Source organism: Streptosporangium sp. NPDC000239 (assembly GCF_040300765.1).
Classification (GTDB): domain Bacteria; phylum Actinomycetota; class Actinomycetes; order Streptosporangiales; family Streptosporangiaceae; genus Streptosporangium.
On record NZ_JBEPEI010000020.1, the window covers coordinates 56,776 to 75,260 of the forward strand.

The following is an 18,485-nucleotide window of genomic DNA, read 5'->3' on the forward strand; positions in this document are numbered from 1 at the left end:
TGACCCGGTGTGCACATGTCGACTTCTGTCGCGTGTTCAGTGCTCTGTGTCCGTGATCACGAACCGACCTCCGTCCCCCCTTCCTTCATCCCTCAGGAAACGTTCGTGATCAAGTTCAGAAACGTCCCGTTCCTTGTGCTGCTCGCTCTCGGCCTCGCGGGCTGCGGCGCGGAGGCCGCGGCCAAACCCGGTGCGCCGGAGACCCTGGAGCTGCGCTACCAGGGCAACGTCGGCGCCGTGACCTTCCCCGAGCTCGCCGAGGACCTCGGCTACCTCGCCCCTGTGAAGCTCAAGTGGATCGGCAACACGATCTCGGGGCCGCAGGACATCCAGGCCGCCGCGACCGGGCAGACCGACTTCGGCGGCGCGTTCAACGGCGCCATCATCAAACTGGCCGCCGCCAAGGCTCCCATCAAGGCGGTCGTCGGCTACTACGGCAGTGACGCCGACAGCTACGTCGGTTACTTCGTCCCCGACGGCTCGCCGATCAAGGGTCCCCGCGACCTGATCGGCAAGAAGATCGGCGTCAACACCCTCGGGGCGCACCTGGAGGCCGTGCTCAAGGAGTACCTCAAGCGCGGCGGCCTGACCCCCGAGGAGATCAAGCAGGTCGAGCTGGTCGTCGTGCCTCCGATCAGCACCGAGCAGGCGCTGCGCCAGGGCCAGATCGACGTGGCCGCGCTGAACGGCGTCCTGCGCGACACGGCCCTGCAACGCGGCGGCATCCGCGCCCTGTTCAAGGACATCGACCTGTTCGGCCCCTTCACCGCGGGTAGCTACGTGCTCACCGACAGGTTCATCGCCCGCAACCCCAACACCACGAAGAAGTTCGTCGAGGCGGTCGCCAGGGCCGTCGAGTGGACCCAGACCCACTCCCGGCAGGAGTACGTCGCCAGGGCGGAGGCGATCATCGCCAAACGGCACCGCAACGAGGACACCGCCGCCATCAAGCTCTGGAAGAGCAGCGGGGTCGCGGGCAAGGGCGGCGTGATCGACCCCAGGGAGTTCCAGATCTGGATCGACTGGCTGCAGCGCGCCGGTGAGATCAAGCCCGGCCAGGTCAAGACCGAGGACCTCTTCACCAACGCCTACAACCCGTTCGGAGGCAAGGGATGAAGCTCCAGATCCAGGGCGTCGGCAAGGAGTTCGCCGTCCGCGGCGCCGACCGGCCCTTCACCGCCCTCGACGACGTCGACCTGGACGTGCGGGAGGGGGAGTTCCTCACCCTGGTCGGGCCGAGCGGCTGCGGCAAGTCCACCCTCCTCGACCTGCTCGCCGGACTGGCCGTGCCGAGCAGGGGCCGCATCCTCCTCGACGGGACCCCGGTCGAGGGGCCGGGTCTCGACCGGGGAGTCGTCTTCCAGCAGTACGCGCTCTTCCCCTGGCGCACGGCGCTGTCGAACGTCGAGTTCGGGCTTGAGGCCAAGGCCGTACCGAAGCGGGAGCGCGCCGAACGGGCCAGGGCGCACCTGGAGCTGGTCGGGCTGCGCGGGTTCGAGGAACGCTACCCGCACGAGCTCTCCGGGGGCATGCGCCAGCGGGTGGCCATCGCCAGGAGCCTCGCCTTCGACCCGGAGGTGCTGCTGATGGACGAGCCGTTCGCCGCGCTGGACGCCCAGACCCGCGAGTCGCTCCAGGAGGAGCTGCTACGGATCTGGCAGCGGACCGGCAAGACGGTGGTCTTCATCACCCACGGCATCGACGAGGCCGTCTACCTCGGCCAGCGGGTCGCGGTCATGACCCCCCGCCCCGGCCGGATCAAGCGGATCCTCGACATCGAGTTCGACAGCCGCGAGGGCGACCTGCGGGCCGACGCCCGCTTCGGCGCCTACCGCCACGAGGTGTGGACGCTGCTGCGCGAGGAGGCCGCCGGGGCCGCCAGGATCGAGACGAGGGCCGAGGAGGTGGTCCCCGTTGGCTAGCGTCTCGACCAGGACGGTCTCCACCGAGGTCACCACGCGGGGTCTCGCCAGGGAGGCGCTCCAGGAGGCGTCCCGTACGGCGGGCGCCGTCCCGGGAGCCGGTACCCGCCTGCTGCGCGGTACGGCGCGCGCCGCCGTCGCGGTGGGCAGGCGCACGGCCGCCATCGCCGTGCTGGCCGTGATCTGGGAGGTCCTGCCCCGCCTTGAGGTGGTCGACCCCACCTTCCTGCCGCCGCTCTCGCAGGTCCTCACGGCGTGGTGGGACCTGCTCGTCTCGGGTGAACTGCTCGACCACACCCAGGCCAGCCTGGTCAGGTCACTGGCGGGATGCGCCCTGGCCATCGTGGTGGCCATCCCGCTCGGCCTGCTGATCGGCTGGTACCGGCCGGTCGCCGAGTTCCTCAACCCGCTGCTCGAACTGTTCCGCAACACCGCGGCGCTGGCCGTGCTCCCGGTGTTCGTGCTGATCCTGGGGCTCGGCGAGACGTCCAAGATCTCGATCATCCTGTACGCCTGCGCCTGGCCGATCCTGCTCAACACGATCGCGGCGGTGCGCGGGGTCGATCCGCTGCTGGTCAAGTCGGCCAGGTCGATGGGACTCGGGCCGTTCCGGCTGTTCCAGAAGGTGATCCTCCCCGCGGCGGTACCGACGATCTTCACCGGCATCAGGCTGGCGGGGGCCTACTCGATCCTCGTGCTGATCGCCGCGGAGATGGTCGGCGCCAAGGCCGGCCTCGGCTACCTGATCAACTACGCGCAGTTCAACTTCCGGGTGCCCGAGATGTACGCGGGCATCCTCACCATCTCGGTGCTCGGACTGCTCATCAACCAGCTCCTCGTTCGCCTGGAGCGCCGTTTCTCGACGTGGAGGACCTCCTGATGACCGAACGCAGGCTCCATCTCAACGCGTTCCTGATGGGCGTCGGGCACCACGAGGCGGCCTGGCGGCACCCGGAAACCGACCCCGGCCTGATCGCCGACGTACGGCACTACCAGGAGCTGGCCAGGATCGCAGAACGGGGCAGGCTCGACTCGGTCTTCCTGGCCGACGGGCTGGCCCTGTGGGGAAACGTCCGGCACAACGCCCTCGGCGGCCTCGAACCGCTCACGCTGCTGGCCGCGCTGGCCGCGGTCACCGAGCACGTCGGCCTGATCGCGACCGTCTCGACCACCTACAACGAGCCGTTCCACGTGGCGCGCAAGTTCGCCTCGCTCGACCACATCAGCGGCGGCAGGGCGGGGTGGAACATCGTCACCTCCGCGACCGAGGCGGAGGCGCACAACTTCGGAATCGAACGCCCCTCCCACGGCGACCGCTACGCCCGCGCCACGGAGTTCCTCGAGGTCGTCACCAAACTCTGGGACAGCTGGGAGGACGGGGCGATCCTCAACGACCGCGCCGCGGGCCGCTACGCCGACACCGGCAGGATCCACGCCCTCGACCACGTCGGGACCCACTTCAGGGTCAGGGGCCCGCTGAACACCTCCCGTCCCCCGCAGGGCCATCCCCTGCTGGTGCAGGCGGGCTCCTCGGAGGACGGCAAGGAGTTCGCCGCCCGGTTCGCCGAGGCCGTGTTCACCGCCCAGCAGACCCTCGCCGAGGGGCAGGCGTTCTACACCGACCTCAAGTCCCGCCTCGCCCGGTACGGCAGGCGCCCCGGCGAGCTGCTGGTCCTGCCCGGCATCTCACCGATCATCGGCTCGACCCAGGAGGAGGCACTCAGGCTGGAACGGGAGCTCCAGGACCTGATCATCCCCGAGTACGGCGTGCAGCAGCTGTCCACCATGCTCGGCGCCGACCTGTCCGGCCACCCGCTGGACGAGCCGCTGCCCGAACTGCCCGAGCCGAGTGACGGTCAGCAGAGCAGGTTCAAACTCGTCACCGACCTCGCCAGGCGTGAGCGGCTGACCCTGCGTCAGCTGATCGGCAGGCTCGCGGGAGGCAGGGGACACCGGGTGGTCGCCGGTACCCCGGAACTGATCGCCGACCAGATCCAGGAGTGGTTCACCAGCGGCGCGGCGGACGGCTTCAACATCATGCCGCCTGTCCTGCCGAGCGGCCTGGCGGACTTCGTCGATCACGTCGTACCCGAGCTGCAGGCCCGTGGCCTGTTCAGAACCGAGTACGAAGGCCGCACCCTGCGCCAGAACTACGGGTTGGCGCGACCGGTGTCCAGTTTTGAGCAGTTCGAGCAGAAGGTGTCGGTGGCCTCATGAGCATCGTGACAGTGGTGGGCAACCCGCGGACCGGGTCGCGCACGTACGCAGTGGCCGTCCAGGCGGCGCGGGCCGTGGCCGGGCGGCTCGGCGACGAGTGGTCCGGGCGGGAAGCCGAGGAGGAGGTCGTCGACCTGTCGGTCCTGGCCCCCTGGCTGCTCTCCCCCCAGGCCTCGCCCGAGGTGGAGGCGGCCCTCGACCTGGTACGGCGGGCCGACGTGCTGGTGGTCGCGAGCCCGACCTACAAGGGGACCTACACCGGCCTGCTCAAGGTCTTCCTGGACCGTCTTCCCGGGGGCGCGCTCGCCTCGGTCGTCGCGCTCCCGCTGCTGGTGCTGGGCGACGCCAGGCACGCCCTGGCCGTGGAGGTCCACCTGCGTCCTCTCCTGGTCGAGCTGGGCGCGAGCGTGCCGACCCCCGGGCTGGCGGTGGTCGAGTCGCAGATCCCCGCCCTGGACGAGGTCCTCGGTCCCTGGGCCGACAGGGTCGCCCCTCAGGTCAGGGCGGTGCTCACGGCGAAGGACTCGGTGGACTCGGTGACCCGGGCGTGAACGCGGCAAGGAGGGAGTCCCCGATGAGATCGGGAAGAGAAGGCGTTATGAATAGGTTGCGAATCATAAGCGTGGTTTACGCCCTGGAGGAGGAGAAGTGACCGAGCGGAACGACGCAACCGGTTCCGAGATCCTCTCCGGCGTTTCCGGTGTGGAACGACTCGCGGGGGAGGACTCGTGACCGAGACCCTCCCCGGCCGGGCCGTGGACGCCGACCGTTTCCGGCAGGCGCTGGCCGTACACGCGGCCGGCGTCGTGGTGATCACCGCGCAGGCGCGGGGGGTCCCCGTCGGCCTGACGGCCACGTCGTTCTCCTCGGTCAGCCTCACACCCCCGCTGGTCTCCTTCTACGTCGACCAGTCCTCGACCACCTGGCCCTCGCTCAGGCTCGCGGAGCACTTCGCGGTGAACGTCCTGGCCAGCGACCAGGCGGAACTGGCCTCAAGGTTCGCCCGCAAGGGCGTCGACCGCTTCGCCGCCCCGACCGAGTGGTGGCCGGGTCCCCAGGGGGTCCCGATCCTCGGGGGCGTCTCCGCCCAGCTGGTGTGCGTCCCCCACTCGACCGTCGACATCGGCGACCACGTCCTCGTCGTCGGCCTGGTCACCGAGACCAACCTCGTCTCCGACGACCGCCCCCTGCTCTACCACCGGGGCAGGTTCGGCCGCTTCACCCCGCACACCTGACCGTCCGGCGGGGACGCCCGAAGGACGTCCCCGCCGGTCAGGCCAGTCGTACGGTGCCCCGCCCGGTGGGAGGCGGCAGGTCGAGGAGGGTGCGGATGCCGGGCGGCGCCGCACACAGGGCGGCCACCGAGTTGACCGCGTGGGCCGCGGCTCCGGCCAGGCCGTGGGAGATCGCGTCGAGGGAGACCGTCATCTGCGGCACACCCTCGATGTGGACGACGAAACCGGGGGCGGACCAGCGGTCGACCCTGTTGGCGTCCGCCTTGTAGACGCACTCGACGGTCATGAAGGGACGGCCTCTGACCAGCCCGCTGAACGTCCAGCGGGACGCGCAGACCGTGCCCTTCCTGACCAGGCCCGCGGCGATCTCGAACTCCTCCGACGCCAGGTCGAACTCGTCGCTCTCGTCGACCTCGTCGAGGGCCACGCCGAGGGTGCTCGCCACGAGCTGGACACTCTCGGCGAACAGGCCGCGCTGGTACGCACGGAACGGGCGCACCGCGGTCGCGTAGTCCTTGGCCGAGCGGGTGAAGCCGAACAGGTCGACCACGAGCCTGCGGGACGGATGCCCCTTGAAGTCGGAGCACTCACGGACGTAGACGTGGTCGATCCTGCCGGACAGGCCGCTCAGCGCGATAGGGAGCATGTCGCTCACGAAGCCCGGGTTGATGCCGGTGCCGTGCAGGGAGGAGCCGCCCGTCGCGCAGGCGGCCTCGATCCGCCCGACGACCGCCGGGCCGTAACACCACGGGTAGACGAACCCCGTCGTGGTCACGACGTTCTTGCCCGAGGCGAGCAGGGCGCAGAACGTCTCCACGTCGGGTGTCGGATCCCCGTCGAAGGCGGCCGAGGGCAACGGCATGTGCAGCACGCAGTCGGCGTCGAGAGCGAGGATGCGCTCGACGTCGTCGGTGCACAGGACGCCGGTCTCCGGCAGTCCGACGAGCGGACCGGCGTCGAGACCGACTTTGCCGGGGTCGTAGACGAACACTCCGGCGAGTTCGAATTCGGGACGGCGGATCAGATTGCGCAGGGAGTATCTGCCAACGGCGCCCGTGGCCCACTGGACCACGCGGAGGGGCGGCGGTGGGGGCATGGGGGCCTCCAGCCCGGGGTCTTTGGGCAGGGCCGTACTGGGAGGAGTTGCATTGATTACCCTCGCCCGGTAAGTGCAGAAACTTTAGCAGAAATTCACACGCTCGATCACTATCCGCGACGGTCTGACACCCTGTCGTTTTCCTCCGTGCTTCGGGAGGGCGCGGATGTGAACATCATGGCTCACCGGGCGCCCGGGAAGACATGCCGGAAGGCAGAAGTATGTTCTGTGAAGGCGTATGTGATGTCCGGCAAAACATCCCTGTTGCGACATTTGCGACAAACGCCACGCTTGACAGTGGCCTTGACAAAAGGTCTGTCAGGCCGTTTTGGAACGGTCCGAGGTCATGGTCGGTGAACGCCGGAGTTATGGCGGAGAAGGCGAGGCCGGGCCGCCGCTCCGCCTGGCTACGGGATAGGCGGAACGACGGCCCGGCCGGTCCAAGGAGGCCGTCAGGAGATCAGGCGGTCCGTCAGGGGACGTTGAGCACGAACTCGTAGGAGGCGGCGCGCCCGCCGGGCACGGACTGCACGGTCATGAGAAGGCGCCGGTCGTAGATCGTGTCGGTCTGGTTGCGCGGCTCACCCGGGAAGTAGAGCTGCGTGGTCAGGATCGGCCTGTTGGGCGCCTGCAGCTTGACGTGGATGTGCCGGGTCCGCCCCGGGTAGAGGCCCGGGACGATCGTGGTCAGGGAGAAGGCGCCGTTGGCGTCGGTGAACTGGTGGCCGCGGAACCTGAAGCCGTAGTTGTCGTAGTTGCCGGCGTTGTCCGCCTGCCAGAAGTCCAGCAGCACATTCGCCAGCGGTTTGCACGAACGGCTGTAAACACGGCCGGTCACCGTCAGCTTGGTGCCGCCCGCTCCCGCCGGGACGATGTTGGCGGTCAGCGGGGAGTTGGGCTTGAAGTACGGCCCCTCCGTCTGTGCGATGGTGGTCGAGCCGCCGGGGGTGCAGGCCAGAGGCAGGTCCTGCCCCTGAAGCGCGGAGGCGGGGCCCGCGATCGCGCCCGCGACCACCGGGGCCGCGATCGCGCCCAGGCCCACCGCCGCGACGAACTGCTTGCGGCTCAGGCCGGACTCCATTTCCTCTTCTGGGGTGAGAGGAATCTCGGACATCGAGGTTCTCCTTCAGCGAGGTGGTGGCCGTGCTGGGGGTGCGCACGGCTCCAGATGTGTATATCCATTCATCTGACTTGCAAGGTTGACTCTAAGTGCCAGTCTGTTGTCAGGGCGTGCCGGGCATAACGCGATGTTGGATCTGAATGGGATTGCCGCCGAGTAGAAACCAGGGGTGAAGCTAGGGTCATCGCCTCATTAACGCCGAGGAGAGCGTCATGCCCACACTCGTCAGTACGGCCGGCCTGCCCCCGAGGGAGCAGGTCGAGTTCTGGCGTAATGTCGTGTCGGACGCCTTCGGCCCGCTACAGCTGCGGGCCGGGGACACCGGGGGGTTCGCCGGCCGCATCGCGAGCCGTACCCTCGGCCCCGTCCAGGTCAGCGACGTACGCGCCCCCGCGCACGTGGTCAGCCGTGCCGCCCGGCACATGACCACCAGGGGAGGCAGGGAGAACTACAAGTTCTGCCTGCTGCTGCGGGGCTCCGGAGTCATCGAGCAGGCGGGGCGCCGCGTCGTGGCGAGCGCCGGAGACCTGGTCTTCTACGACCTCAGCCGTCCGATGGAACTCGTCCTCGACGCCCACCACCTGCTCGCCCTCACGGTGCCGCGCTCGGCCATCCCGCTGCCCGCGGCCCACGTGGCCGACCTGGCGGGCACCCTGCTGGCCAGCAGGCAGGGACCGGGGAGACTGACCGTCTCCTTCCTGACCTCCCTGGCCGCCGAGGGAGACGCCGTCGACGGGCCACACGGCCAGTATCTCGGGGAGGCCATCGTCAACATGGTGACCTCCGCCCTGAGCGAGCGGCTCAGCGGCGAATCGCCGGTACCCGGCGCGGGCGCCGAGCTGCTGCAGTGCATCACCGACTGGATCGAGCGCAACCTGCACCGCCCGGACCTGTCGCCCGCCGTCATCGCGCACGCCCACCACGTCTCGGTGCGCCAGCTTCACCGGATCTTCCACGCGGCCGGCATGACCGTCGCCGCCCACGTGCGGACCCGCAGAATGGACCGCTGCCGCAGGGAACTGTCCACGGCCCACCTGCGCGCCGACCGGGTCAGCTCCATCGCGGCGCGCTGGGGCTTCTCCGACGCCGCCTCCTTCAGCCGGGCCTTCCGGCGGATCTACGGCTGCGCGCCCAGCGACTACCGCGCCGCCCTCGCCGACGAGGACGTCGAGGACGGTACGGCACAGCGACAGCCCGCCTGACCGGCGGCACGACCACTCGGGAACCGGCGTCCCCGCCCACAAGGCGGGCGGCCGGTGGCCCGAGAACCCGCATCCACCCGGTGGGGGGCGGATGCGACGGCACGGCCTGCGTTCACTTGAGAGTGAACGCAGGCCGTGTCCTGCCTTTTTGCGCCGCCTTCGGCGTCGCGGGCTTGGGCGCTTTCGAGTCGGTGCTTTCCCTCGTCTCTCCGTCGCTGCGCTCCTGCGTTCCTCAGTCCAAGCACCGACGCGCCCAAGCCGACACTCTTCACACTTGGCGCCGGTAAGGCACAAGCCCTGCTTCTTTGCTCCGCCTGGCGGCGTCGCGGGGGCTTGGGCGCCCTGAGTCGGTGTCTTCCCTCGTCTCTCCGTCGCTGCGCTCCTGCGTTCCTCAGTCCAGACACCGACGCGCCCAAGCCGACGCCCCTCACGCACGGCACCGGTAAGGCACAGGACCAAACCCTTCACGGGCGACGCCGGGGGAGGCCGGGCTGAGAGTCAGTCCATGAGGATGATCTGGCGGAGGGGTTCGCCGGTTTTCAGGGCGGTTATCGCCTCGTTCAGGTCGGCCAGGGAGATTCGGGAGCTGATCAGGCCTTCCAGGTGGAGTTTGCCTGCCTTGTGGAGCTCGGCGAGGAAGGGGAAGTCCCTGCGGACGTCCGCGCCGCCGTACAGGGAGCTGAGGATGTTCTTGCCCTCGAACAACAGGTTGAAGGCGCTCAACGGGACGAGGTCGTCGGAGGCGCCCGCGCCGACCACGATGACGTCGCCGCCGCGGCGGGTCGCCTTCCAGGCGGTCATGATGGTCGCGGAGCCGCCCACGGCCTCGAAGCCGTAGTCGAAGCCCCGTCCACCGGTGATCGTGCGGACGGCGTCGGAGAGCCGGTCGGGGGTGACGGCGTGGGTGGCGCCGAGCTTGAGGGCCAGTTCGTGCTTGGACTCCAGGGGGTCGATCGCCAGGATCGTCGTGGCCCCGCAGACACGGGCGCCCTGCACCACGGACAGGCCGACGCCGCCGCAACCGACCACGGCCACGGTCGAGCCGGGCCTGACGCGGGCGGTGTTGAGCGCCGCGCCGACACCGGTCGTGACGCCGCAGCCGATCAGCGCCGCGATCTCGAAGGGCAGCTCGGGATCTATCCTGACCGCGCCCTGCCAGGGGACGACGATCTCCTCCGCCCAGGTACCGCATCCGGCCATGCCGTACGCCGGGGTCCCGCCGTCGTAGCGGAAGCGGGCGTTGACGAAGGCGTCCTTCATGTACGTCATGCACAGGAAGGGCTGGCCCGCCAGGCAGTTCGAGCAGGTGTCGCAGGCCGGGGTCCAGTTGACGACCACGTGGTCGCCGGGGGAGACCGAGGTCACGCGCTCCCCGGTCTCGACGACCACGCCCGCGCCCTCGTGCCCCAGCACGACCGGCAGCGGCATGGGCAGCACTCCGCTGATCACCGAGAGGTCGGAGTGGCAGACGCCGGTCGCCCTGATCCTGACACGGACGTCGGCGGGCCCGACGGGGGCGAGGGTGAGGTCGTCCCGGATGTCGAGACGGTCGTCGCCGACGGCGTGCAGCAACGCACCACGCATGGGGGGAAGCCTTCCTAGTTGCCCTCGATGGAGAGGGCGGCCTTCGGGCAGGACCGTACGGCGTGCCGGACACGGTCCTGTGCCTCCGGCGGCGGTTCGGGCAGCAGCACGTGGAGCTGGTCGTCGTCGTCGAGTTCGAAGACCTCGGGGGCGAGTCCGGTGCAGACGGCGTTGGCCTCGCACACCATGTGGTCGACTTTGACCTTCATGTGAACCTCCTACGCGGGGGACAGGTCAGATGAGGGAACCCGCCCCTGGATCAGACCGTAGGGCACGGACGTCGCGTGTGGTCTGTCACGGGGGGTTCTTCGCGGCCCGCTCCGGGGCCTGACGGCGGGCGCGCTGGTTCACGGTGGAAAGTAGAACATGTTGCATAACGGTGGGCAAGGGCCGTGTGGAACGCCGATCGGTCCCCGGTAGCCTGCTGCGGTGAGCGACGTGACCATGCCCGAGGACCTGCTGGACGCCGCGCTCGGCGCCAAGGGGTTCATGCCGCACGCCGAGGGCCTCGCCCTCTTCGAGACGGCCGTCGAGTACGGCCCGCGCGGTCCGATCTGCGAGATCGGCACCTACTGCGGGAAGTCGGCCGTCTACCTCGGGGCGGGGGCAAGGCTGGCCGGTTCCGTGGTCGTCACCGTCGACCACCACCGGGGCTCGGAGGAGATCCAGCCAGGCTGGGAGCACCACGACCCCACGCTGATGGACCCGCGCTTCGGCAGGATGGACTCCCTGCCGACCTTCCGCCACACGATCGCCGCCGCGGGTCTCGAAGAGGAGGTCGTCGCCGTCGTCGGCCGCTCCGAGCGGGTGGCCGCGCTCTGGAGCACCCCGCTGGCGATGCTCTTCATCGACGGCGGCCACTCGCGGGAGCCGGTGACCGGTGACTACGAGGGGTGGGCCCCGCACGTCCTCCAGGGCGGGGCACTGGTCTTCCACGACATCTACCCCGACCCGGCCGAGGGCGGGCAGGAGCCCCACCGCGTCTATCTGCGCGCCCTGGCCTCCGGGGCGTTCAGGGAGGTCAGACGGGAGGGCTCACTGCGGGTCCTGGAGCGTGTCGGCCCCGGCATCGGCTGACCCCGCCGCCCCAGCACGGCCAGACAGGCACCCCGCAGCGCGCAGACCGCCAGCAGCGCCGCCATGGGCCCGGGGCCGGGCAGCGCCAGGTACAGCACGGCGGCGGACAGGCCGAACACGACCTGCTCACGTGGCCGGGACGGCGTCGTGCGCGCCTCGGGCAGCACGAAGCAGGTGTGCAGGACGAACGCCGCGTCCGTCACCGCCAGAAGGCCGTGACCCAAACCGTGACCCAAACCGGGACCCGAACCGGGACCCGCGACCAGTCCGGTCAGGGCCACGCCCCCGGCCCAGGCCAGCACCAGCGGCAACCGCCCGGAAGACCGTACGAACGTCATGCCGAGGGCCAGGAGCACCAGCGGCACGAACGACTGCAGGGCCTCCGGCACCCACGCGGTGAACTGGTACGGCGGCGCCATCTCGACCCCGGGGCGCAGCGCCGCGACGGTCACCCCCAGGGCGACCGGGTTCACGAAGGGCGTCCCCGGCCGCCCGGCCCGCAGGACGTGCCTGCTCGCGACCCCCACCAGGGCGGCCAGCGCGATCCCGGCCAGGTGGGCCTGGCCGTACAGGAGCATCGCGCACAGCAGGCTCTCGGCGTAGGACGGCAGCAGGAAGGCGCGGTCGGTCAGGTAGCGGGGTCTGTCGCGGGATGTCCAGGCCCGCACGGTCTCCAGCGCCAGTTCGGCGGTCACGCCGGTGAGGACTCCGACGACCGGTGCCAGGTAGGCCTGCTCGAACCCGAGCAGGAGGTGCCCGGCTAGGGTGACGACGGTCACCGAGACCGCCAGCCGGCGCGAAACGGGCACCCTTGTAGGAGCTGTCATGGGTTCCTCAGTTCCGTCACGCCCTGGGGGGTCAGCAGGAGGTCGTGCCAGCCGGGGTCGAGGGAGACGGTGGCGGTGCGCGGGACGCCGCACTCGTCACGCCAGGACAGGGCGACGGGCAGGGCCGCCTCACCCGTGTCGGTCTCGCCGAGACCGAGGAGCAACTCGGGGGCGGAGGCGGCGGGGTAGAGCTGCCCGGCGAGTGTGCCGCCGTCCGGCAGCCGCAGTCTGGCCTCCGCCCCGATCGCCGGGCGCGTCACGCCTGCCGCGCCGTGCGCCGCGCCGCAGGGACCGGCGGGCAGGCGGGGACGCAGGCCGACGAAGGGGGCGGTGACACCGTGGTTGCGGTACAGCGTGGCCGGGGTCAGAGGGCCGGAGACCGCGACGTCGAGACGGCCGTCGTCGTCCACGTCGCCGACCGCCAGGGCCGTCGCGTCGCCCCCGGGAGGCACCGGTCCGGCCACGTTCGTGTGACGGCCGTCCGCGCCTGGCGTGAAGAGGGTGACGCCCCCGGGCGCCGCGACCGCGTACATGATCTCGTCGTGGCCGTCGTTGTCGAGGTCGGCGGTCTCGACGTCCCACACCCGTCCGGTACGGCCGAGCCCCAGCTCCCCGGCCCGGTCCTCGTACGGCGCCTCGCCCTCGTGCAGGTGCTCCCGCAGTCCGGGCAGGACCGTGGAGACGAAGACGGGCCCGATCTCGTCGGGGCCCCGCCCGATGAGGATGTCCTGCGCGCCGTCGGCGTCGAGGTCGGTGAAGGCGACCGCCCCGCTGTCCGAGGAGTCCCGGCCCAGGACGGACGACCTCGGCGTGGTCAGGTCCCGGGTGCCCGACGCCACCCGGAAGGCGGCCCTGCCCGGTGCCGACTCGTTGACGAGCAGCGTGTCGGGTCCGAGGCCGTTGGCGAGGTACAGCTCCGGCAGCCCGTCGCCGTCCAGGTCCCGGGTGCCGAGCGCGAGCGTCCCGCCCGTCCGCCCGGCCTCGCCGAACGCCTGCGGCGCCTCGGTGAACGTGCCCGTCCCCGTCCCGAGGTACAGCCGCGGCCCGTCGTCGTGGACGTCCGGCGACGAGCCGCCCGAGGCCGTCCCGGCGGCGAGGACCAGGTCGAGGTGGCCGTCGCCGTCGAAGTCGCCGACGCTCGCGGCGGCCGTGTTCCACGGGCCGGGCCGTACGGCGGGCTCACGGTGGGCGAAGGCGGTGGCGGAGGGGCGGGTCCCGGGAAGGCGGACGAACAGGGAGGGGGAACGGTCCCGGTAGAGGACGACCAGGTCCTGCGCGCCGTCCTCGTCGAGGTCGGCGGGCAGGCATCCGACGGGCACCCCGCGCGGGCCGGGGGCGGTCAGCCTGAACGGCCGGTAGCCGCCGTGGGTGCCCGGCACGGGAGCCACGGTCACCCCGCCGTGACGGGGGTCGGCCAGGCAGACGTCGTCGGAGACGATCTCGCCGTCGAGGTCGAAGAGCGCCACTCCCGTCGCGGAACCACCGAGCCGGTCGGCGGCGAAGGAGAAGACCGGGGTGGTGGGGGGGGGGGGGGGGGGTTCGGCCGTACCGGTCAGCGCCCACCCGACGGCGACGGCCGCCAGCGCCACCAGGGCGGCCGGACGGACCGGGGGCACGGCATCGGCCGTGTCCCTGGACGTCGCGCCTGGCCGTACTTCGGTCACGAGCCGCGGTTGCGCCTCGCCCAGGCCTTCCTGACCCCGGCCCGCCATGCCTGGTAGTGGTCGCCGGTGTGCGCGTTGTGCCCGAGGGCGACGAGCGCGGTGTCCGTCCAGCCGCCCGCCTCCTCGACGCCGACCTCGCACAGGGCGAGGACGGCCTCGGCGGTGTGCTCGGGTACGGTCCTTGAGATCAGGTGGGCCGAGCAGGCGAAGGCGGCGCCCTGCACGAGGTGGGCGCGGAAGCCGTCCTCGGCCGCCGCGGCGCTGAGCCGTTCCAGCTCGCAGGCCCGCGCGCCGCCCGCGTAGGCGGCGGCGAGCCCGATCCCGCTCCACAGGTCGGCGCGGCGGCCGAGGGGGAACTCGGCCAGCCGGAGGACGACGTCCTCGACGCCCGCGCACTCGTGGAACCAGAGCATCCGGCCGACCCCCTGGTCGAAGATCGCCCGCCTGGTCCGGTCGAGCAGGCCCGCCGTACGCTGACGCCCGACCGTCCGGTCGGCGGCGTAGAATCCCTGGTGGAAGCCGAAGCCGTCGAAGGCCAGCCAGCGCAGCAGGGGGTGGACGGAGTGGATGCCCCACATCGGGCGCATCCGCAGCCGGGCGTATCCCCGGCCGGCACCCAGGTGGATCATGTGCGGGTAGCGCACGCCCTGGCCGCTGAGCAGGTTCCTGAGCCGTTTGCCGCCGGACGCGGTGAGCACGTCGAGGGACGCGCAGGCCATGCCCGCCCCCTCGTAGGCGAAGCCGCGCAGTTCCTCACGCAGGTCGTCGATCCGTTCGGGCTCGCCCGCGATCACCGCGTTGTGCCCGGCGACGCACGCCCGCCCGGCGTTCTCCAGGTGCTCCCTGGCCGGGCCTAGCCGGAAACGCCGCACCCCGAACCCGGTCCGATCGGGGTCCTGCCAGAACAACCCGGGCAGGCCACGCGGCCTGCCCGGTGCCGGATCGCCGGGTGGCAGGGCGGGCGACGGGGCACGGGGCGCAGGGCAGGGAGAGCGGACGGGGACGGTGCGCTCGCCCGCCTCCGGCTCCGGTGCCCCGGGACCGGGCACTCCTGGATGGGGCGCGGCGACCGTCGTCACGCCGCCGTCGCCCCCCGCGATCTCTCCGTCGCCCTCCGTGTCGCTCACGTGCCCGAACGTAGTGAGCCGTCCCCGAGCCTTCAAGCACCGCCTCGGATTCGGGCGAAGAGATTCAGGCGAAGAGATTCAGGCGAAGAGATTCGGGGGAGGGGATTCGGGCGCGGGGTCGTCAGGCGGGTGAACCGGCGTGACTGCAGCCGCAGTCCTGGGCCGGGCGGTCGGCGGCCCGGTCTTCCACGGCGCCGGGCATGGCGCCGCGCACGTCCCTGAACAGCCCGGAGGCCGGGGTGAGGCCGTACAGGGCGTCGGCGGCGAGAACCACGGCGGCGGCGGTGTAGGCGGAACGCTCGTGCGGGAACCACTTCTGGTTGGCGAACTGCCAGCCGGTCCAGTAGGAACCGTCCTCGTGCCTGAGGTGCTGCATGTCGGTGAAGATCCGCAGCGCCTCGTCCCGGTCGCCGAGGGCGTCCAGGGTGAGCACCAGCTCGCACGACTCGGCGCCGGTCACCCACGGCTGGTCGGAGACGCAGCGCACGCCGAGGCCGGGTTCGACGAAGACGGCCCACTCGGCGGCGAGTCGCGCCCGCGCGGCGGGGCCCCGCACCGCGCCGCCGAGGACCGGGTAGTACCAGTCCATCGAGAAGCGGCTCTTGTCGGCGAACGCCTCGGGGTGGTCGGACAGCACGTGGGCGAGCCGGTCGGCGGCCAGCTCCCAGTCGGGCTGCGGGTCGCCGAGACGTTCACCGAGCAGCACGCCGCAGCGCAGCCCCTGGTGGATGGAGGCGCAGCCGGTCAGCAGGGCGTAGCCCGCGGGCTCGCCGTCGGCGGTGCGTTCCCAGACGACCTCGCCCCGGGCGGTCTGCAGCCCGACCACGAAGTCCAGCGCGGACCTGACGACGGGCCACATCTCACGGGCGAAGCCGTCGTCCCCGGTGACCAGCAGCTGGTGCCAGACGCCGACCGCGACGTAGGCGGCGTGGTTGGACTCCCCGCCCCGCTCGACGGCCAGGCCGCCGACCAGCTTCATCGGCCACGAGCCGTCGGCGCGCTGGTTGCGCACCAGCCAGTCGTAACCCCTGCGCACGGGGCCGCTCAGCCCGGCGACGCCCATGGCCATCAGGCACTCGACGTGGTTCCAGGCGTCCACGTGCCCCTCGGGCCAGGGGACGCCGCCGTCGGCCTCCTGCACGGCCGCGATGCTCAGGGCGGTCTCGACGACCAGTTCCCGCCTCATCGGCCGCTCCGGTCGTCTCGGGGCGCGGGGCCGTACCGGGTCACGCGGGCTTCCGCACGTAGAGCACCACGCTCTTGCCGATGAACGGGTTCAGCAGCGTCTCGGCGATCCGGGTGACGGCGGGGCGTTTCATGATGTCCCACACCAGCAGCTCGTGGTAGGCCTTGGCCAGCGGGTGGTCGTCGTTGCCGACGCCGACCGCGCACTTGATCCACCAGTACGGCGCGTGCAGTCCGTGGGCGTGGTGGTGGGAGCCGATCTCCATGCCGACGGCCTTCAGCTTCGCGCTCAGCTCGGCGAGGGTGTAGATGCGCACGTGCCCGCCGGGGGCCGTGTGGTAGGCCTCGTCGAGCGCCCAGCAGATCCGTTCCGGCAGGAAACTCGGCACCGTGATCGCGGCGCGTCCGCCGGGCTTGAGCACCCGGAAGATCTCCCGCATGGCGCTCATGTCGTCGGGGATGTGTTCGAGCACCTCGGCGGCGATCACCCGGTCGAAGGTGGCGTCCTCGAAGGGCATCTTCAGCGCGTCGCCGGTCACGGTCTCGCCGACCGCGCCCTCGGGCACCTCGCCCTCCTTCGCCATCGCGGCGAACATGCCCGCGACGCCTTCGAGCTCCTCGGCGTCCATGTCGAAGGCCACCACGTCCGCGCCCCTGCGCAGCACCTCGAAGGCGTGCCGTCCCGCCCCGCAGCCCAGGTCGAGGACACGCAGGCCGGGTCCGACGGGCAGCCGGTCGAAGTCGACGGTCAGCACTTGCCGCTCCTTGTGAAGTGGTCGGTCACCGGGCGTTGTGCGCGGCGATGGCCTCGCGGTAGGCGTCCACGGTGCGCTGGGCGACGACGCGCCAGGTGTAGCGCTCCATGACCCGGTCGTAGCCCCTGCGCCCGACCTCGGCCCGCTCCTCGGGGGAGTCGAGCAGGCGCCGCAGTACGGTGGCCAGCTCCTCGGGGTCTCCGGGGGCGACCTGGACGGCGGCGTCGCCGACGACCTCGGGCAGCGCCCCCGTCCGTGAGGCGACGAGCGGGGTGCCGCAGGCCATGTGCTCGACGGCGGGCAGGGAGAAGCCCTCGTAGAGGGAGGGCACGACCGAGACCTCCGAGGTGGCGATCAGTTCGCCCAGCTCGGTGTCGGAGATGCCGTGCACGAACCTCACCCGCTCACGCAGGGAGAGTTCGGCGACCAGCTTCTCCGTCGGTCCGCCGGGGGTCGGTTTGCTCACCACGGTGAGGTTCACCTCGCGCTCGGTGGCGAGCTTGGCGACCGCCCGCAGCAGGGTGGCGACACCCTTCATGGGGGAGTCGGCGCTGGCGACCGCGACGATCGAGCCAGGCCGTTTGGGCATCTCGGGGCGCGGGTGGAAGTAGCGGGTGTCGACCCCGAGCGGGATGAGCCGCATGTTGGCCTGCGGCACGTTGAAGTCGCGGTGGATGTCGGCCAGCGAGGACTCGCTGACGGTCAGGATCGGGTTCAGCCTGGGGGCGACCCTGGCCTGCATCCTGACGAAGCCGTACCACCTTCTGAGCGTGAGGCGCTTGCGCAGCGGGGCCTCGCTCAGCTCGATCCTGCGGTCGACGCTGATCGGGTGATGGATGGTGCCGACCACGGGGAACAGCTTCTGGATGTCCAGCAGGCCGTAGCCGAGCGTCTGGTTGTCCTGCACCACGTCGAAGTCCCCGACGCGTTTGGCCAGCTCGCGGCGGGCCCGCAGGGTGAAGGTCAGCGGCTCGGGGAACCCGGCGGTCCACATGGTCCCGACTTCGAGAAGGTCGATCCAGTCGCGGTACTCGCCCAGCTTGGGGGTGCGGAAGGGGTCCTCGTCACGGTAGAGGTCCAGGCTGGGGATCTTGTTGAGAACGACCCCTTCGTCCAGTTCGGGGTACGGCTGGCCGGAGAAGACCTCGACGTGGTGCCCGAGGGCGACCAGTTCACGGCTGAGGTGACGCAGGTAAACGCCCTGCCCGCCACAGGTCGGCTTGCTCCGGTACGACAGCAGCGCGACCCGCAGGGAGTCCGCGTCAGGCACGGCAACCCCTTCCTCAGCCTGTCCGGAAGGGGACAGGTACCGTGAAAGATGACCTCAGTATTCGGATCTTACCATTCGGTATCTCTCTTCCACCTAATGTGGAAACGGTGCTAAAGCCACTTCTGTCGCGCGCCAACTGCGGCATCACGCCAACCGAACGACGTTCGGTGGAACGTGTTCTAGGGTACTGGGGCCCTGAGTCGT

18 protein-coding genes are annotated in these 18,485 nt (G+C 70.9%); 8 read left to right on the forward strand and 10 right to left on the reverse strand.

All coding sequences use genetic code 11. From position 1 onward, the window contains the following. Positions 1–105 precede the first annotated feature (105 nt). From ABT340_RS34695 to ABT340_RS34720, 6 genes are all read left to right on the forward strand, one after another. On the forward strand, positions 106–1,116 hold the full coding sequence (locus ABT340_RS34695) for an ABC transporter substrate-binding protein (protein WP_352015127.1): 1,011 nt from the start codon (positions 106–108) through the stop codon (positions 1,114–1,116). Then, the gene (locus ABT340_RS34700; RefSeq protein WP_352015128.1) at positions 1,113–1,922 is read left to right on the forward strand and encodes an ABC transporter ATP-binding protein; all 810 of its coding nucleotides are present in this window, start codon (positions 1,113–1,115) and stop codon (positions 1,920–1,922) included. Before ABT340_RS34695 ends, ABT340_RS34700 begins: the two co-directional genes overlap by 4 nt. Beyond that, a complete protein-coding gene (locus ABT340_RS34705; RefSeq protein ID WP_352015129.1) occupies positions 1,915–2,802 on the forward strand; it encodes an ABC transporter permease in 888 nt (295 codons plus the stop codon). Before ABT340_RS34700 ends, ABT340_RS34705 begins: the two co-directional genes overlap by 8 nt. Next, positions 2,802–4,139, forward strand: coding sequence for an LLM class flavin-dependent oxidoreductase (locus ABT340_RS34710; protein ID WP_352015130.1), 1,338 nt, complete (start codon positions 2,802–2,804; stop codon positions 4,137–4,139). The genes ABT340_RS34705 and ABT340_RS34710 overlap by 1 nt, the downstream gene beginning before the upstream one ends. Then, positions 4,136–4,690, forward strand: coding sequence for an NADPH-dependent FMN reductase (locus ABT340_RS34715; protein ID WP_352015131.1), 555 nt, complete (start codon positions 4,136–4,138; stop codon positions 4,688–4,690). The genes ABT340_RS34710 and ABT340_RS34715 overlap by 4 nt, the downstream gene beginning before the upstream one ends. 177 nt (positions 4,691–4,867) lie before the next feature. After that, a complete protein-coding gene (locus ABT340_RS34720) occupies positions 4,868–5,374 on the forward strand; it encodes a flavin reductase family protein (RefSeq protein WP_352015132.1) in 507 nt (168 codons plus the stop codon). 37 nt (positions 5,375–5,411) lie between these two features. Here ABT340_RS34720 and ABT340_RS34725 read toward each other — a convergent pair whose 3' ends face one another. Both ABT340_RS34725 and ABT340_RS34730 read right to left on the reverse strand, forming a co-directional pair. Further along, positions 5,412–6,470, reverse strand: a complete 1,059-nt coding sequence (locus ABT340_RS34725; RefSeq protein WP_352015133.1) for an NAD(P)H-dependent amine dehydrogenase family protein — start codon at positions 6,468–6,470, stop codon at positions 5,412–5,414. A gap of 472 nt (positions 6,471–6,942) precedes the next feature. Then, entirely contained in the window at positions 6,943–7,584 is a 642-nt protein-coding gene (locus ABT340_RS34730; RefSeq protein ID WP_352015134.1) for a dioxygenase family protein, read from the reverse strand. A gap of 218 nt (positions 7,585–7,802) precedes the next feature. Here ABT340_RS34730 and ABT340_RS34735 point away from each other — a divergent pair, with 218 nt between their 5' ends. Next, positions 7,803–8,792: an AraC-like ligand-binding domain-containing protein gene (locus ABT340_RS34735; protein ID WP_352015135.1), complete on the forward strand. Its 990-nt coding sequence runs from the start codon at positions 7,803–7,805 to the stop codon at positions 8,790–8,792. A 498-nt stretch (positions 8,793–9,290) separates the two neighbouring features. Here ABT340_RS34735 and ABT340_RS34740 read toward each other — a convergent pair whose 3' ends face one another. After that, the gene (locus ABT340_RS34740; RefSeq protein ID WP_352015136.1) at positions 9,291–10,376 is read right to left on the reverse strand and encodes a zinc-binding dehydrogenase; all 1,086 of its coding nucleotides are present in this window, start codon (positions 10,374–10,376) and stop codon (positions 9,291–9,293) included. A 14-nt stretch (positions 10,377–10,390) separates the two neighbouring features. Then, positions 10,391–10,585 carry a ferredoxin gene (locus tag ABT340_RS34745; protein ID WP_352015137.1) on the reverse strand — a complete coding sequence of 65 codons (195 nt, stop codon included), beginning with the start codon at positions 10,583–10,585 and terminating at the stop codon, positions 10,391–10,393. Between the two features lie 235 nt (positions 10,586–10,820). Here ABT340_RS34745 and ABT340_RS34750 point away from each other — a divergent pair, with 235 nt between their 5' ends. After that, the gene (locus ABT340_RS34750) at positions 10,821–11,453 is read left to right on the forward strand and encodes a class I SAM-dependent methyltransferase (protein ID WP_352015208.1); all 633 of its coding nucleotides are present in this window, start codon (positions 10,821–10,823) and stop codon (positions 11,451–11,453) included. Here the strand turns inward: ABT340_RS34750 and ABT340_RS34755 are convergent. From ABT340_RS34755 to ABT340_RS34780, 6 genes are all read right to left on the reverse strand, one after another. Continuing rightward, positions 11,360–12,262, reverse strand: a complete 903-nt coding sequence (locus tag ABT340_RS34755) for a hypothetical protein (protein WP_352015138.1) — start codon at positions 12,260–12,262, stop codon at positions 11,360–11,362. The two genes, ABT340_RS34750 and ABT340_RS34755, sit on opposite strands and share 94 nt — an antisense overlap. A gap of 14 nt (positions 12,263–12,276) precedes the next feature. Beyond that, positions 12,277–13,944 (reverse strand): FG-GAP repeat domain-containing protein, encoded by a 1,668-nt coding sequence (locus ABT340_RS34760; RefSeq protein WP_352015139.1) that lies wholly within the window; start codon positions 13,942–13,944, stop codon positions 12,277–12,279. After that, positions 13,941–15,071, reverse strand: coding sequence for a DUF1702 family protein (locus tag ABT340_RS34765; RefSeq protein WP_352015140.1), 1,131 nt, complete (start codon positions 15,069–15,071; stop codon positions 13,941–13,943). The genes ABT340_RS34760 and ABT340_RS34765 overlap by 4 nt, the downstream gene beginning before the upstream one ends. Before the next feature lie 121 nt (positions 15,072–15,192). Next, positions 15,193–16,257, reverse strand: coding sequence for a prenyltransferase (locus ABT340_RS34770; protein ID WP_352015141.1), 1,065 nt, complete (start codon positions 16,255–16,257; stop codon positions 15,193–15,195). Positions 16,258–16,297: 40 nt separating this feature from the next. Then, positions 16,298–17,011 (reverse strand): class I SAM-dependent methyltransferase, encoded by a 714-nt coding sequence (locus tag ABT340_RS34775; protein ID WP_352015142.1) that lies wholly within the window; start codon positions 17,009–17,011, stop codon positions 16,298–16,300. Between the two features lie 25 nt (positions 17,012–17,036). After that, entirely contained in the window at positions 17,037–18,281 is a 1,245-nt protein-coding gene (locus ABT340_RS34780; protein WP_352015143.1) for a glycosyltransferase family 4 protein, read from the reverse strand. Between the last annotated feature and the right edge of the window lie 204 nt (positions 18,282–18,485).